The sequence below is a fragment of the Parabacteroides sp. AF39-10AC genome, from assembly GCF_003635405.1.
Classification (GTDB): domain Bacteria; phylum Bacteroidota; class Bacteroidia; order Bacteroidales; family Tannerellaceae; genus Parabacteroides; species Parabacteroides distasonis.
On sequence record NZ_QTLP01000047.1, the window covers coordinates 1 to 15,583 of the forward strand.

Here is a 15,583-nt window from a genome sequence, read left to right on the forward strand (position 1 = left end):
GTCTCAGACCTTTGGCCATTGTCGGCCGTGGAGCTGGGGGCCATGAAAGAGGGGGGCGTTTATCATAGGGTGATGGGGCGTATCGAGCGTTTCCTTTATCGTAAGGCCACGGCCTGTCAAGGGCAGAGTAAGGAGATCGTGGATTATATAAAACGGTATGAGCCGGGCAAGGCCTCGTTCTTGTATCGGAATTTGCAGCATCGTTTTGTTTTACCGAATCAACCCCCTTCTTCTCGAAAGCCTTTCAGGATCGTCTATGCCGGTTTGCTGGGCGTGGCGCAGAATATATTGGAGTTGATAGAGCGTATCGATTTTAAAGGGATGGGAGCGGAGCTTCATTTATTTGGAGGGGGCAATCAAGCCTTGGAGATAGAGGATTATGTGAGGACACATGATAAAGGGGTCTTTTATCATGGCTCTTTGCCCAAGGAACGGATGCGTGAGGAGCTTACACGTTACCATGCCTCCATTATCCCCTTGACGGTTCGTATAAGAGGAGCCGTACCTTCTAAATTATTTGACTTGCTGCCGTTAGGCGTTCCTATCTTGTTTTGTGGAGGCGGCGAGGGCGAGGAGATTGTAAAGGAGAATCAGTTGGGCCTTGTCTCGGCCCCCGGAGATTATGAGCGACTTTCTAAAAATATACGGGCCATGAGCCACTTGCCGGATGAGGAGTATCGACAGCTAAAAGCGAACTGCTTAAGATTATCCCAGACAACTTTCTGTTTTGAAAGGCAACTGGAGGCGTACAAACGTTTTTTATCGGCTTTCTAATTTCAGGATGAAATCCCTTAAACATTTTGCGGGGATGCCCTGTTATAGATATAGTAGTGTGTTTTTCATGGTATTAGATTTTTAGATTAGTAATTAGGTTGTTCATTCAGTTCGGGAGAATAGGATGTTGGTTTCTAAATATGAGAGCCGGAAAGGTGAGAATGATTTCTCTCGTTTCCGGCTATTCTTTTTTATTTAAAACTCGTCATTGGCGTAAAGACTCAATAGGTTTTTCAGCTCATAATCGAATATCTCGTCATCCTTGAAGAAGCGTTTCAATTCGATCTCGGCTGTCTCCGGTGAGTCTGATGCGTGTACGATATTCTCTTGTACGCTCATACTATAATCTCCCCGTATCGTACCGGGAGCGGCGTTTCTACCATTGGTAGCGCCGGCCAAGGTTCTTACTACATGTATGGCATCTACCCCTTCCCAGCAACATACAATTACCGGGCATACACTCATCGCGTCCTTGATCCGTTGGAAGAAAGGCTTTTCTTTTAGGTGGGCGTAATGCTCACTCAAGATCTCGTCAGTCAGCCAAACCATCTTCATGCCGGCCAGACGGAGTCCCTTCTTTTCGAAACGGGTTACGATTTCACCGATCAGCCCTCGCTGAACGGTACAAGGCTTTAAAATAACCAATGTTTTTTCCATAAGATTTATATTAAAAGATTAAACAAATGTTTGATGTCTTGAATACATGTTAACCTTGCGGCGTTTTATGAATGATAGAGGAATAAAGGATGAAATGTTTTTTAGGATATTTCAAGTATATTTCTATCTTATTCCTCCGCAAGTTAATGGGAATAAACAAATAAACGAGCGATAAGTCTGCTAAACTAAACTAATTTAACATACGTTAATTGTTGCTTGAGTTGTTAATCCTTCTGTATTCTTTTCCATTTTCGTGGAATTTCCGGATGAGTCTTGAGAAATTCCCTCAAGGTTTGCCGGTTTACTCCCAGTTTCTTGCTGATATATACTTTAGTCTTATGTTCTTTAATATACTGCAAGATCATCTCTTCCTTACCTTTTAGCTTACAGGTTTCCGGTCGCTCTCCTTTCGGACGGCCCAGTTTGGCACCTTGCACTTTTTTCCGAGCCAACGCTTCTTTCGTTCGTTGCGAAATCAGGTTGCGTTCAATTTCGGCGCTTAGGCTAAATGCGAATGCCAAGATTTTACTGTTAATGTTATTTCCGAGTTCGTAACCTTCCTTTACCGTAAATACAATGATGTCTCTTTCCATACATTGATGAAGGAAGCTCATAACTTGCATAAGATTACGTCCGAGACGTGACAGTTCCGTCGTGATCAGGATGTCGCCTTTACGTATTTGCTTTAATAATTTACCAAGTTGGCGATCGGCGATTACTTTTGTCCCGCTGATCGTCTCATCTACCCACCTGTCGATTCTCATGTTCCTCGATTTTGTGAATTTCTCAATCTCGAATCGCTGGTTTTCAGTAGTTTGTTTGTCTGTACTGACTCTTACATAACCGTATACCATATGTCCTATATTTAATTAAACAACAACCAAGATACTGGAAACGGATTGATTGATAGTGCGTTTTAGTAAAAACAAACTTTTTTATGGGTGTGTTAAAGAAGTTGAGTGGGTTTGAACTCCATACAAATTGTAATAAAAAGGGTTAATGGATATCCGTATAGAAAATTTAAGTTACTTTTGCTTTCGAAAAATAAGATGGAGTCTTAGAATGATCATGGGTATGAAAAAGTTATTGTCTTTACCTCCAAATTTGGTAGATTGTTTCCATGCGGTAGAGCATGTAAGTACAGAGGAATGGTTTTGCACCTCGGATCCGGTAGGCGCCCGCTTAGGATCCGGGGGAGGAACGACTTGGTTGTTGGAGGCCTCCCGGCGAAAAGAGGCTCCGGATGTATCGACGGAAGAGTGGTTGGGACAGGAGAAGCGTATCTTGTTGCATGCCGGAGGGCAAAGCCGCCGTTTGCCCGGATATGCGCCATCCGGGAAAATATTGACTCCGATCCCTGTGTTTCGCTGGGCAAGAGGGCAGAGGTTATCCCAGAACTTATTGTCCTTGCAATTACCTCTTTATGAACGGATCATGAAAAAGGCACCGGAATCGCTTCATACCTTGATCGCTAGCGGTGACGTATATATCCGTGCTAACCAGCCTTTGCAGGAGATTCCTGAGGTAGATGTGGTTTGTTACGGTTTATGGGTCGAGCCTTCGTTGGCCAAGAATCACGGGGTTTTTGTATCGAGCCGTAAGTCTCCGGACACTCTGGACTTCATGCTACAGAAGCCTTCGTTGGAAACTTTGGGGGAATTGGCGGGTAGTCATTTATTCTTGATGGATATCGGTATCTGGCTGCTAAGCGACAAGGCGGTGCGGTTATTAATGAAACATTCCTATACCGAGGATGGCAAGGTGATGAAGGCGTATGATTTATATGCTGAGTTCGGGTTGGCCTTGGGGAAGAATCCACGTATCACGGACTCGGAGTTAAATCAGCTTTCAGTAGCGATTCTGCCGCTTCCGGGTGGAGAGTTCTATCATTATGGAACTAGCCGTGAGTTGATTTCCTCTACATTGGCGGTACAGAACTTAGTTAGGGATCAACGTGCGATCATGCAGCGTAAGGTGAAACCACATCCCGCCATGTTTGTGCAGAATGCGGTGTTACACCAGAAATTGACCGCTGAGAATTCGGAATTATGGATAGAGAATAGTTATATCGGTGAGAATTGGACGTTACGTGGCCAGCAAATTATAACGGGTGTTCCGGAGAATAATTGGAACTTATCTCTTCCGGAAGGTGTCTGTGTAGATGTTGTCCCGGTAGGGGAAGCTAATTGGGCGGCAAGGCCCTATGGTTTTAATGACTTGTTTAAAGGGGCCTTGTCTGATGTGTCTACCTTGTTTATGGGGAAACCTATCTTGACTTGGGCGATGGAGCGAGGGATCACCTTGGGAGGGAATGAGGATATACAAAACGCACCTTTGTTCCCTATTTGCCAAACCGTGGATGAGCTGGGAAAAGTGCTGCGCTGGATGATTACGGAGCCGGATAGAGAAGAGGGAAAGTTTATTTGGCTTTCCGCCCGAAAATTATCGGCGAATGATTTGTCCGATCAAGCGAATTTACGCCGTTTAGTAGCTCAGCGAGAAGTTTTCCGTAAAAAAGACTGGTCATTATTGGCCGCTAATCATGAGAAAAGTGTATTCTATCAATTGGATCTTTCGGATGCGGCGGAAAGCTTCGCCAAAGACAAGATTGTCTTACCGAAAGCTCTTTCCGAGGATAATCCGTTGATGAAAAGGATACATAATCATATGTTCCGCTCTCAGGTGATGAAGATCTTGGGGGAAACGTATAAGGAGGAGGAGCAAAAGGCTTTCGCTTTGTTGCGGGAGGGGCTGGTCGGTTCCGTCCTCGGAAGTAAGCAGCAGCCGTGTTTGAATGTCTATCGGGACCAGATCGTATGGGGACGTAGTCCGGTACGTATCGATTTGGCAGGTGGGTGGACAGATACGCCGCCCTATTGCTTATATGCGGGTGGAAACGTGGTGAACGTGGCGATCGAGTTAAACGGGCAACCACCGCTACAAGTCTATATCAAGCCTTCCGATACCCATAAGATTATCCTTCGCTCGATCGATCTGGGAGCGATGGAGGTTATCTCCTCATGGGACGAGCTTCGTGATTATAATAAGGTAGGATCGCCGTTTTCCATCCCGAAAGCGGCTTTGGCCTTGGCGGGATTTATCCCGGAATTCTCGGCGGAGGCTTATGCTTCTTTGGATGTCCAGTTGGAAGCTTTTGGTAGCGGGCTGGAGATTACCTTGTTGGCGGCGATACCGGCGGGTTCCGGTTTAGGCACTAGCTCGATCCTCGCAACTACTGTGTTGGGCGCTATCTCTGATTTTTGTGGCTTGGCTTGGGATAAGAATGAGATCGGAAACCGCACTTTGATTTTAGAACAATTACTGACTACCGGCGGGGGATGGCAAGATCAATACGGTGGCGTATTGCACGGTTTGAAACTCTTGCAAACGAACGAGGGTTTTAATCAGAATCCTTTGGTACGTTGGCTGCCGGAATACTTGTTTACTGATCCGGAATACCGGCCTTGTCATCTTCTTTATTATACGGGAATTACTCGTACGGCGAAAGATATTTTATCGGAAATCGTACGAGGTATGTTCTTGAATAGCGAGGCGCATTTAGGTCTTTTGTCCGAGATGAAAGCTCATGCGCTTGATATGTACGAGGCGATCCAATGCGGAGACTTCGTGACTTATGGTAAATTGGTCGGAAAGACTTGGGAGCAAAATAAGGCACTCGATTCCGGAACGAATCCGGCGGCGGTGGAAGCTATTATCTCCAAGATACAGGCTTATGCCTTGGGATATAAACTTCCGGGAGCAGGCGGTGGTGGTTACTTATATATCGTAGCGAAAGACCCGGGTGCGGCCCTGCAAATCCGAAAGATATTGACTCTTTCTCCACCCAATTCGAACGCCCGGTTCGTGGAGATGAGCTTGTCGAATAAGGGGCTTCAGATTAGTCGTTCGTAGGTTCGTGCCACGCCGGTATAGGCGAGGGCACACGCCAGTATAGGTGTTGGCTTACGCTGGTATAGATACAGGCCTATGCCTATACTGCTGAGGGGCGTTGCGTATATACGTGTGTATTTTTGCCTGTTTTGTTGCTAATTGGAATATATTGCATGTGTTTTGGAACATTTATATAAATGATCCTGTTGTACTTTTGCGGAGTTTAATGAGGTGTCAGATCTGATGGGGAAGAGAATTGTTTTTATATGGCTTTTATTGGCGTTCGCTTGGGTAGCGAAGAGCCAGAACTACATGATAAAAGGAATCGTGACTGATTCCATTACGGGAGAACCTTTGCCTTATGTGGCTGTGATTTTGAAGGGAACTACGATAGGTGCTACGACAGATCTGGATGGGGCTTTTACGCTCTCCTCTTCATCTAAGGTACGTACTTTACAGGTCTCTTATCTGGGTTATACGGAGAAAGAATTGAAATTCGTTCCGGGTAAAGCGGAACATTTGAAGATTCAGTTAGCTCCGACAAGTATTAATTTGTCGGAGGTGATTATCAAGCCGGGAAAGGAAAGATATCGGAAGAAGGATAATCCTGCGGTTACCTTTATCAAAAACGCTATCGCACGTCGGGAGAGCAACGATCCTCGTAATCATGATTATTTTCGGTATGATCAATACGAGAAGATGGTCTTCGCTATGAACGATTACCAACCGAAACCGAAAAAGGATGGAAAGGCGGGAAAGTTTGACTTCTTGACTGAGTTTATCGATACGTTGGAGGTGGGAAAGACGATCTTGCCGGTATCCGAACGTGAGAAAATCCAGACCGTTTATTACCGTAAAGACCCGAAGACGGAAAAGAGGGTCGTTCTGGCTACGAAAGCGGCTGGTGTGGATGAGGTCTTCTCACGAGACGGTATGCAACAGTTCTTGAATGAGGTATTCCGGGAAGTGAATATCTTCCAGAATGATATTCCTTTGTTCTTGAACCGTTTCGTTAGTCCTATGTCTACGATGGGGCCTAACTTCTATAAATATTATTTGCTAGACACGGTGGAGGTCGCCGGACAGAAGTGCGTGGATTTGGGTTTCGCTCCGTTTACTCCGGAGACGTTCGGTTTTACGGGACATCTTTTTATCACGTTGGATTCTACTTATTTCGTGCAGAAGGTTAAGTTGAATGTCCCGAAGAAGATCAACTTGAATTTTGTCGGTGGAATGACGATCGAGCAGACTTTCGACCGTGCCCCGGATGGGACTCGTATCATTACGAAAGATGATATCAACGTGGACTTCAAATTGACGGAGAAATCGAAAGGAATGTATGCCCGCCGTTTGAATATCTATTCGAATCAAGCGTTTGAGGGACCCGATGATCCTAAAGTATTCGAGGAGAGCGCACCTATTATTATACCGATGGAAGCTTATCGCCGTTCGGCGGATTTCTGGGAGGAGAATCGTCCTACTGAGGCGGGAACTCGCAAGCAGAATAACGTGGAGTTGCTAATGGCGAAACTTCGTTCCGTTCCTATTTTCTATGTGACGGAGAAGGTTGTTTCGATCCTTACCTCCGGTTATATCGCGACGAATAAGATTCCGGAGAAGAGCAAGTTCGAGTTTGGTCCGATGAACACCTATATCAGTGGTAACGCGATTGAGGGGGCCCGCTTCCGTGTCGGTGGAACCACGACAACGGCGTTCAGTAAACGTCTTTTCTTGGATGGTTATTTGGCTTATGGATCGAAAGACCGCAAGTTGAAATATGATGGTATCGTAGAATATTCTTTTATCGATAAGAAGGATTATCGGAAAGAATTTCCCGTGCATTCTATTCGCTTCGAGTACCTATATGATATCAACCAGTTAGGTCAGCAGTATATGTATACCAACAAGGATAATATGTTCTTGGCCTTGAAGCGGCAGAAAGATACGCGTGCCACCTATTTAAGGAATATGGAACTGACGTATTACCGTGAGCATTATAACGGCTGGGCTTATGGGGCGGTACTTCGGAATTTTAAGGAATACTCAACCGGTTACGCCGCGTTCGACCGTATCGGTCCGGATGGCCAGATCACGGCTACCGATTCCTACCGGATGTCGGAAGTGGAGTTTAAGTTCCGTTTCGCCCCGAATGAGAAATTCTATCAGACTCGTAATTACCGTTATCCGATTACGCTTGACGCACCGGTATTCACCTTGAACCATACGATGGCTTTCCAAGATGTATTAGGTAGTTCGTATGATTATCAGAAGACGGAGCTCGGTATTCAGAAACGCTTCTGGTTCTCTGCTTTCGGTTATGTGGATATTCTCGCTAAAGCAGGTAAAGTTTGGACAAAGGCCCCTTATCCTTTGTTGATCTTGCCAAACGCAAACTTGTCGTATTTGGTGCAACCGGAATCTTATACGAATATGAACGCGATGGAGTTCATCAATGATGAGTACGCTTCGTGGGATATTACTTATTTCATGAACGGAGCCTTATTGAACCGTATTCCGCTTATCAAGAAGTTAAAATGGAGGGAGGTCTTTTCCTTCCGGGGTATGTTCGGTCACTTGACGGATAAGAATAATCCGTATATCGGTGAGCAAAATGAGGGCTTGTTCTTATTCCCGCAGGGCTCTTACCTGATGGACCCGTCTACTCCTTATATGGAGGCGGGTGTCGGTATCGAGAATATCTTTAAGTTCTTGCGTTTGGATTATGTATGGCGTTTGACCTATAAGGATCATCCGGGCATCCAGACAAAGGGTATACGTTTTATGATGAAGCTATCCTTCTAGGGCAAGTGTTATTTCCAGTCGCTGAACTCAAAACTTAATTGTTCCCAACGGTCTTTCGTATGAGGCTCCTCTTTTACGGGATTGGATACGGATAGGCCGATCAGTCGGATGGGATGCTCGGTATATTCCACTTCTTTCAGTAATTCCTTAGCCAAGGGAAGGATCTTATCTAAGGTTGTTAACTCTTCCGGACGGCTGAGGCTTCTCGTGATTTGGTTGAAATCGTGGAACTTGACCTTTAAGGTCAGTGTGTTTCCCTTGAATCCGGAACGTTCCAGCCTGCCGATAAGTTCGGTCGCTACGTGATAAAGCTCGATGATAACAGAGGATTTGCGGGAGATATCTTTTTCTAGCGTATGCTCGCAACCTACCGACTTCCGGATTCGTACCGCTTCTACGGGACGGTTGTCTATACCTCTGGCAAACTCATAATAAAGTATTCCCGCCTTTCCGAACTGGCGGGTAAGCATCTCCCCCGAACATTCCCGTAATTGCAGCCCGTTGTGGATACCGAGTGTATGCATTTTCCGGGCTGTTACGGGGCCTACTCCCCAAAAGGACTCAATGGGAAGACGTGCTATGAAATCGAGGGCTTGGCTTGGATGGATGGTGCATAATCCATTGGGCTTCCGATAATCCGAGGCTATTTTCGCTAGAAATTTGTTGTAGGAGACTCCCGCTGACGCTATCAGGTTCAAATTATCCCAGATCCGTTTCTTGATCTCCTTGGCGATATCTACAGCGAGAGAGATGCCTCGTTTATTATCAGTGACATCCAAAAAGGCTTCATCCAAGGAAAGCGGTTCTATGATATCCGTATAATCATGGAAGATCTCGTGGATCTGGCGTGAGACAGATTTATATACGTCCATCCTTCCGTGTACGAATATCAGGTCCGGGCATAAACGTTTGGCTTTTTGAGACGCCATTGCGGAACGTACCCCATATTTCCGTGCTTCGTAGCTAGCGGCGGCTACTACGCCTCGTTGCTCCGCATGCCCGACCGCTAGGGGTTTTCCTCGCAACTCCGGATTGTCTCGTTGTTCCACCGAGGCATAAAAGGCATCCATATCGATATGTATGATCTTTCTCAAGATAGCTCTTTTATTACTGGTATTTACGATAACCCTTCGTCTGTTTATGAAGCCGATAATCGCATTATAAGATCTCTACGGAGTTAATGACGATATTCTCGGTCGGACGATCTTGCTTGTTGGTCTTGGAGGACTGTATGGCGTCTACGACATCCATGCCTTCTACCACTTCGCCGTAAACCGTGTATTGATTGTCGAGGAACGGTACGCCACCTTCGTTCTTGTAAGCCTCACGGAGTTCCGGGTTTAACTTTACCTCGTCTTTCCGCTTCTCGGCCTCCAGCTCGGTCTTGCCAATCAAGGTATCACGAAGGATCGCCAGTTCTTCCTTGTTACCACTGCGATAGAATTCCATGATCTTAGGCTTGTTCTCGTTTTGCAGGCGGGCGAATATCTCTTGTTTCAGACGGCCTTCCAGTTGCTTTTCCATCTGGTTCAACTCTTGTTCCGAATACTTTTTCCCCGTTACGATATAGAATTGGGAGGCGGAAGAGGCCTTTTCCGGGTTCACCTCGTCTCCGGTACGTGCGGCGCAAAGGGCTCCTTTCTTGTGGAAATATTTCGGGTAACGGAATTCGGCGGGAACGGTATAGCCCAGATCGCCCGCTCCCAGTTGCTTGTTCATCGGGGCATCCTTGGAAGTTACGTCACCTCCTTGTATCATGAAATCCTTGATCACACGGTGGAACAGCAAGCCGTTATATTGCCCTTCTTTTACCAACTTGATAAAGTTATCACGATGTAATGGCGTGTCGTTATATAATTTCAGCTTTATATCTCCTTTGTTGGTGTGCATAAGCACCCTTGTCTCAGTTGCTTGATTTTCCATTTTATACTTATTTTTCTATGAGTTTCATTGACTTGATCTTTATGTTCTTCGTGGGTCTGTCATCGGCGTTCGTCTCGACGAACTGTATCTTATCCACGACTTTCATACCCTGTATAACCTCTCCGAATACCGTATAGTTCCCGTCCAGATGAGGCGTTCCGCCTTCCAGCATATAGGCTTCTTTTTGCTCCGGAGTAAACTCGATGCCTTTCTCCTTGGTCATCTTATCTAGCTCCATCTCCGTAAAGAACTTTCCGGTCACGATATAGAATTGAGTCGCAGATGAGGCCTTCTCAGGATTTTCCTCATCCGGGGTACGTGCGGCACAGAGCATTCCCCGCTTATGAAAATATTTCGGATACACGAACTCTGCGGGGATGGTGTAATCTAGATCTCCGTCGCCCAGATGCGCATCCAAAGGAGCGTCTTTCGAGTTGATATCGCCTCCTTGTATCATGAATTGCTTGATAACCCGATGGAACAATAATCCATCGTAACGGTGTTCTTTTACGTTCTTGATAAAATTATCCCTGTGCAACGGCGTGTCGTTGAACAGTTTCACCTTGATCTTACCCATATCCGTATCAATCAGCACCAATGTCTCAGTCTCTTGCGCATGCAGCGGGCATAGCGAAAGCATAAATACCGAAACAAACAACATCGTAAGAATCCGTCTCATATTTATTTCTATTAGTTTTAGATGGACAAAAATAAGAATAAATATCGATATCTATGATCAAAGGAATAGGTCTAAACATGATTTCTTTGGTAGGAAACCGTAATAGCGTTACAAACATCTGTAATATATGCACATCGTTTTATGTTGAATCTAGGTAATTTTGTCATAGAAATTTAAAACTCTAAATTCAATATACTATGAGAGCAAGTATCTTAGCTATTTTAATTTTAGGGGGGATTGTCTTAAACATAAAGGCTCAGTTTTCTTATAATGAAAAGGGTCAAGCCATCCCTCCTGCATCACAACCTTTCGGCAAAGAGGCTTTTGAGCTAACCGGGCATACGGTTGTACGCTGGTTGGGGAACGCTGGCTTTCTGATTAATAGCCGTGGTACGTGTTTGATGGTCGATCCTATGTTGAAGGGATTTGATATACCTTTGTTAATAAATATGCCGATCGCCCCTAAAGATGTTCCCCATTTGGATGCGGTATTGATTACTCATTGCGACAATGATCATTACAGTGTTCCTACTTGTACGGAAATGTCTTCTGTATGCCGGGAATATCATTCTACATTCTACGTGGATTCTTTGATGGAAACACAGGGTTTGAACTCTTTCGGACATCGTATCGGGGAGACTTTTAATGTCGGTCCGATTTCTATCAAGTTAACCCCGGCTTACCATACGTGGCAAAATGAGTATCCGGGATATACGCGTGAATTTAAGGTTGAAGATTATTGTGGTTTCCTCATGAAAACACTGGATGGCTTAATTTGGGCACCGGGAGATTCCCGCTTTCTTCCTGAGTTCTTGGAATTACCTGCCCCGGACGTGATTTTCTTTGATTTCTCGGAAGATTCATGGCATATAGGATTGGAGGGAGCCATAAAGATCGCAAATGCTTATCCTAAAGCGCAGCTTCTCCTGTCTCATTGGGGAACGGTGGATGCTCCCAATATGAAACCATTTAATGCTGACCCTAAAATGCTAGAAGGGCGTATCCGTAATCCGGAACGTGTTCATGTCTTAGCCCCGGGAGAAGCTTTTGACCTTGTAGCTCTCAGCTCTAGCGAGGGTGAACAATGTGCCGAAACCTTGATTTTCCCTGCCGACGCAAAGGCTTCGTCGGAGTATAATACGGGGGATGTCTATGTCTCCTTGTTGAAGGAGTCAGGTAATACGATGATCGCACATTTTATATTCAAACCTTACAGTCGTAATTTCTGGCATTACCATCCGGATGCCGAGCAAACCTTGTTAGTACTTGATGGAGAAGGATATTATCAAGAGGAAGGAGGAGAGAAACGTGTGATCCGGAAAGGCGATGTGATCGTGACACCTCCTAATGTACGCCATTGGAATGGGGCGACACCGGGTAGCTCTATCGTATGTATGACCATTACGGAACATGCGATCGAGAATCATGCCGTACAACTTCGGGCTGTGACGGATAAGGAGTATAATTGACAGGTTCGGATGACAGGCTGGTGGAAACCTATTAATTGGCCGCTCTATATTCATTAGGCGTACAGCCTGCCATTTTTTTAAACCATCGACTGAAGTGCTGCGGATAAGGAAATCCTAACTCGCAGGAGATCTCGCTGATTGTCTTTTTAGTATTGTACACTCGTTCCTTGGCAATCTCCAGTGTTTTTTGCTGGATGTGTTTCAATGCCGATAAGCCAGTTTCCTTTTTCAGCAAATCGCTCAAATAGTTAGGGGACAAACAGAGTTTCTCCGCGCAATAGGGTACGGACGGTATCCCATATAGGGCTGGTTTTCCTGAATTGAAGTATTCGTTTAATAATGCCTCGAATCGGGCAAATGTGTCTTGGTTCGTATTCTCACGTGTGATGAACTGGCGGTCATAGAAACGTGTGCAATAATCCAAGAATAGCTTTATATTATCTGTTATCAATGATTTACTGTGCTTATCAATAGGGTATTGCAGTTCTTCCTTTATCCTTTCCATGCATTCGATCACCGTTTTGCGCTCTTGTCCCGAAAGGTGAAGGGCCTCATTCGCATAGTAAGAGAAGTAGGAGTAGTCCCTCATGATATGGGCCAATGGCGTTCCTCGTAAAAGCTCGGGGTGGAATACCAATACCCATCCTTCCGGTTGGTGTAATAATCCATCGTCTTCCGAACCCAATACTTGGCCCGGGGCAAGAAAGAGCATCGCTCCCTTTTGATAGTCGTATATACTTCGTCCATATTTCAGTTGCCCGCAGTCCGTGTCTTTCAGCAATATAGCATAAAGGTTATATAGCTTTCTGCAAAAGCGCAGGGGTTTTGCTTCACGTCCGTCAATAACGCTGACTAATGGATGTCTGGTTTCTATGCCGAAATAATCGTTGTATTGTTGTACTGTGTTGATATTCATTATCTCATTCATGGCTTAATCTCTTTAGTTTTCGCAAATGTACTTCTTTTCCTATGTTTTTGTCTTCCGAGCGATGAAATTGGTATATCTATCCGTATTTTTGGTACATGTCCGGATGTCGGAACATGGTATTTTTGCGACAAATAGATTATTTATTAAAAGATCATAAGTTATGAGAAAGTACAATGGAATAAATCGTCGGGGATTTTTAAGGTCGGCGATGCTGTCGGGAGCCGCGATGTGTGTTTCTTCTATATCCAATGAAATGGTAGCTAATGAGAGCCGGGATAAGCAAGAGCCCTTGGCTTTAGGTAGTAAGGTCGCGGCTGGAATTAGCGCAAAACGAACCTTGGGAAGCGGTACGGCTTCCATGGTCGTATCGGCTATTGGCTTCGGTTGTATGGGATTGAATTATCATCGCAGCCAGCATCCCGGCAAGAAGCAAGTAATCGCTTTGGTACATGAGGCCATCGATCGTGGCGTTACTTTGTTCGACACGGCAGAGAGCTATGGTTATCAAACGAATGAACGATTAGTTGGCGAAGCGTTGAAAGGTTATTCGGACCGGGTATTTGTAACTACTAAATTTGGGCATAAGTTTGTGGATGGCGTACAAATCAAGACAGAGGAAGATAGTTCTCCCAACAATATACGTAAGGTATGTGAGAATTCGCTTCGCAACCTTGGAGTAGAAACTCTCGGTATGTTTTACCAGCATCGTGCGGACCCGAACACTCCGATTGAGGTCGTCGCTGAGACTGTGAACGAATTGATCAGAGAAGGCAAGGTATTACATTTCGGGCTTTGTGAGGTGAATGCCGATACCATCCGCCGTGCCCATAGGATCTGCCCTGTTACGGCTATACAGAGTGAATACCATTTGATGCATCGTGCCGTGGAGGATAGCATATTGCCGTTGTGTGAGGAACTGGGTATTGGCTTTGTTCCTTATAGTCCGATAAATCGAGGCTTTTTGGGAGGCTTGATTAACGAGTATACTCGGTTTGATCCGGAAAACGACAATCGTCAAGATTTACCTCGTTTCCAACCGGAAGCTATCCGTGCCAATATGCGGATCGTGGAAGTGCTGAATGCTTTTGGGAGGACACGGGGGATCACGCCCGCGCAAGTTGCCTTGGCATGGTTAATGAATAAGAAACCTTGGATTGTAGCTATACCGGGGACTACGAAGCTGTCTCATCTGGAGGAGAATTTACGTGCTGCGGATATCATTTTCACCGCCGGTGAGATGAGGGAATTGGAGGATGCGGTTTCCGCTATCCCTGTAGTGGGAAGCCGTTATAACGCGTTACAAGAATCAAAAGTACAGAAATAGATTTAGCTATCGGAAATATGAGACCTGTTTTTATACTTAGTATCATTCTTTTGCTTGTTGGATGTAAACAGCGAGATGAGCGTGTCCTGATGGTGGATGAGCAAGGCAGCTTCGCTATTGGAGGTACGGTCTTGGTTGACTCATTAGGGCATACTTATCATGGCGACCATGCGTACGTATTTTATCAAAAGCCGGTCGGAGCGAGGAAATACCCATTGGTATTCGCCCATGGTGTAGGGCAGTTTTCTAAGACATGGGAAACCACACCCGACGGGCGTGAGGGCTTCCAGAATATTTTCTTACGTTGCGGGTTTAGTGTCTATCTTGTCGATCAGCCTCGTAGAGGGAACGCCGGTAGAGGTACGGAGAGCGTGACAATTTCCCCGGCGTTTGACGAGGAGGTTTGGTTTAACCGTTTTCGTGTAGGTATCTGGCCGGATTATTTTGAAGGAGTACAGTTTAAGCGGGATAAGGAAACCTTGGACCAATATTTTCGTCAAATGACGCCGACTATTGGCACGACGGATTTTGAGGTCTATTCGGATGCCTACGCCGCTTTGTTCGACAAGATAGGCCCGGGCGTATTTATTACCCATTCGCAAGGCGGGCCCGTTGGATGGAATACATTGCTTAAGACGAGAAACATTAAGGCTATCGCGTCATACGAACCGGGTGGAGCGGTTCCTTTTCCGGAAGGGCAATTGCCGGAGGAGGCTAAGTTTATTACGCTTTCCAAGAAAATGGAAGGCATTGAAGTACCTATGTCCGTATTCATGGAATATACCAAGGTCCCTATCGTCATTTATTATGGAGATAATTTACCCGAGACTGATGAGCGTCCGGAGTTATATGAATGGACACGCCGTTTGTACTTGATGAAGATATGGGCAAAAATGCTGAATGATCTGGGTGGGGATGTCACCGTTATTCATTTACCGGAGGTAGGATTACATGGCAATACCCATTTCCCTATGTCGGATTTAAATAATATAGAGGTCGCGGATTTGCTTTCTGAATGGTTACATACAAAAGCTTTGGACTAGGTCTTTTGGGTAATGGAAATATATATAGTATCGTTTTCATTAGGGCTCACCCGATAAATCAGGGGGAAAATTCTTTAATTCTATAGAAAATTT

12 protein-coding genes are annotated in these 15,583 nt (G+C 45.3%); 6 read left to right on the forward strand and 6 right to left on the reverse strand.

The window, feature by feature from the left end:
• Positions 1-774: glycosyltransferase (locus DW033_RS23175; RefSeq protein ID WP_147423697.1), on the forward strand; the 774-nt coding region annotated here is incomplete at its 5' end.
• Between the two features lie 195 nt (positions 775-969).
• Here DW033_RS23175 and ndk read toward each other — a convergent pair.
• Both ndk and DW033_RS23185 read right to left on the reverse strand, forming a co-directional pair.
• Positions 970-1,431 carry a nucleoside-diphosphate kinase gene (gene ndk, locus DW033_RS23180; RefSeq protein WP_005867972.1) on the reverse strand — a complete coding sequence of 154 codons (462 nt, stop codon included), beginning with the start codon at positions 1,429-1,431 and terminating at the stop codon, positions 970-972.
• 224 nt (positions 1,432-1,655) lie between these two features.
• Positions 1,656-2,285 carry a master DNA invertase Mpi family serine-type recombinase gene (locus DW033_RS23185; RefSeq protein WP_005867974.1) on the reverse strand — a complete coding sequence of 210 codons (630 nt, stop codon included), beginning with the start codon at positions 2,283-2,285 and terminating at the stop codon, positions 1,656-1,658.
• A 145-nt stretch (positions 2,286-2,430) separates the two neighbouring features.
• Here DW033_RS23185 and DW033_RS23190 point away from each other — a divergent pair, with 145 nt between their 5' ends.
• On the forward strand, positions 2,431-5,343 hold the full coding sequence (locus tag DW033_RS23190; RefSeq protein ID WP_122383209.1) for a bifunctional fucokinase/fucose-1-phosphate guanylyltransferase: 2,913 nt from the start codon (positions 2,431-2,433) through the stop codon (positions 5,341-5,343).
• 222 nt (positions 5,344-5,565) lie between these two features.
• Entirely contained in the window at positions 5,566-8,124 is a 2,559-nt protein-coding gene (locus DW033_RS23195; protein ID WP_005867978.1) for a DUF5686 and carboxypeptidase-like regulatory domain-containing protein, read from the forward strand.
• 8 nt (positions 8,125-8,132) lie between these two features.
• Here the strand turns inward: DW033_RS23195 and dinB are convergent, their stop codons facing one another.
• The 3 genes from dinB to DW033_RS23210 all read right to left on the reverse strand — a co-directional run bounded on the left by dinB (position 8,133) and on the right by DW033_RS23210 (position 10,726).
• Positions 8,133-9,221, reverse strand: a complete 1,089-nt coding sequence (gene dinB / locus DW033_RS23200) for a DNA polymerase IV (protein ID WP_081024208.1) — start codon at positions 9,219-9,221, stop codon at positions 8,133-8,135.
• Between the two features lie 61 nt (positions 9,222-9,282).
• Positions 9,283-10,047 (reverse strand): peptidylprolyl isomerase, encoded by a 765-nt coding sequence (locus tag DW033_RS23205; protein WP_005867982.1) that lies wholly within the window; start codon positions 10,045-10,047, stop codon positions 9,283-9,285.
• 7 nt (positions 10,048-10,054) lie between these two features.
• Positions 10,055-10,726 carry a peptidylprolyl isomerase gene (locus tag DW033_RS23210; RefSeq protein WP_005867983.1) on the reverse strand — a complete coding sequence of 224 codons (672 nt, stop codon included), beginning with the start codon at positions 10,724-10,726 and terminating at the stop codon, positions 10,055-10,057.
• Positions 10,727-10,923: 197 nt separating this feature from the next.
• Here DW033_RS23210 and DW033_RS23215 point away from each other — a divergent pair, with 197 nt between their 5' ends.
• Positions 10,924-12,195 carry an MBL fold metallo-hydrolase gene (locus tag DW033_RS23215; RefSeq protein WP_122383210.1) on the forward strand — a complete coding sequence of 424 codons (1,272 nt, stop codon included), beginning with the start codon at positions 10,924-10,926 and terminating at the stop codon, positions 12,193-12,195.
• A 31-nt stretch (positions 12,196-12,226) separates the two neighbouring features.
• On the opposite strand, the gene DW033_RS23220 is transcribed toward DW033_RS23215, so the two are convergent.
• Positions 12,227-13,123 (reverse strand): AraC family transcriptional regulator, encoded by an 897-nt coding sequence (locus tag DW033_RS23220; protein WP_005867986.1) that lies wholly within the window; start codon positions 13,121-13,123, stop codon positions 12,227-12,229.
• A gap of 160 nt (positions 13,124-13,283) precedes the next feature.
• On the opposite strand from DW033_RS23220, the gene DW033_RS23225 reads away from it, so the two are divergent.
• Together DW033_RS23225 and DW033_RS23230 are read left to right on the forward strand one after the other, a co-directional pair.
• Positions 13,284-14,447: an aldo/keto reductase gene (locus DW033_RS23225; RefSeq protein ID WP_005867987.1), complete on the forward strand. Its 1,164-nt coding sequence runs from the start codon at positions 13,284-13,286 to the stop codon at positions 14,445-14,447.
• Positions 14,448-14,464: 17 nt separating this feature from the next.
• Positions 14,465-15,490: an alpha/beta fold hydrolase gene (locus DW033_RS23230; protein ID WP_005867989.1), complete on the forward strand. Its 1,026-nt coding sequence runs from the start codon at positions 14,465-14,467 to the stop codon at positions 15,488-15,490.
• Positions 15,491-15,583 lie beyond the last annotated feature (93 nt).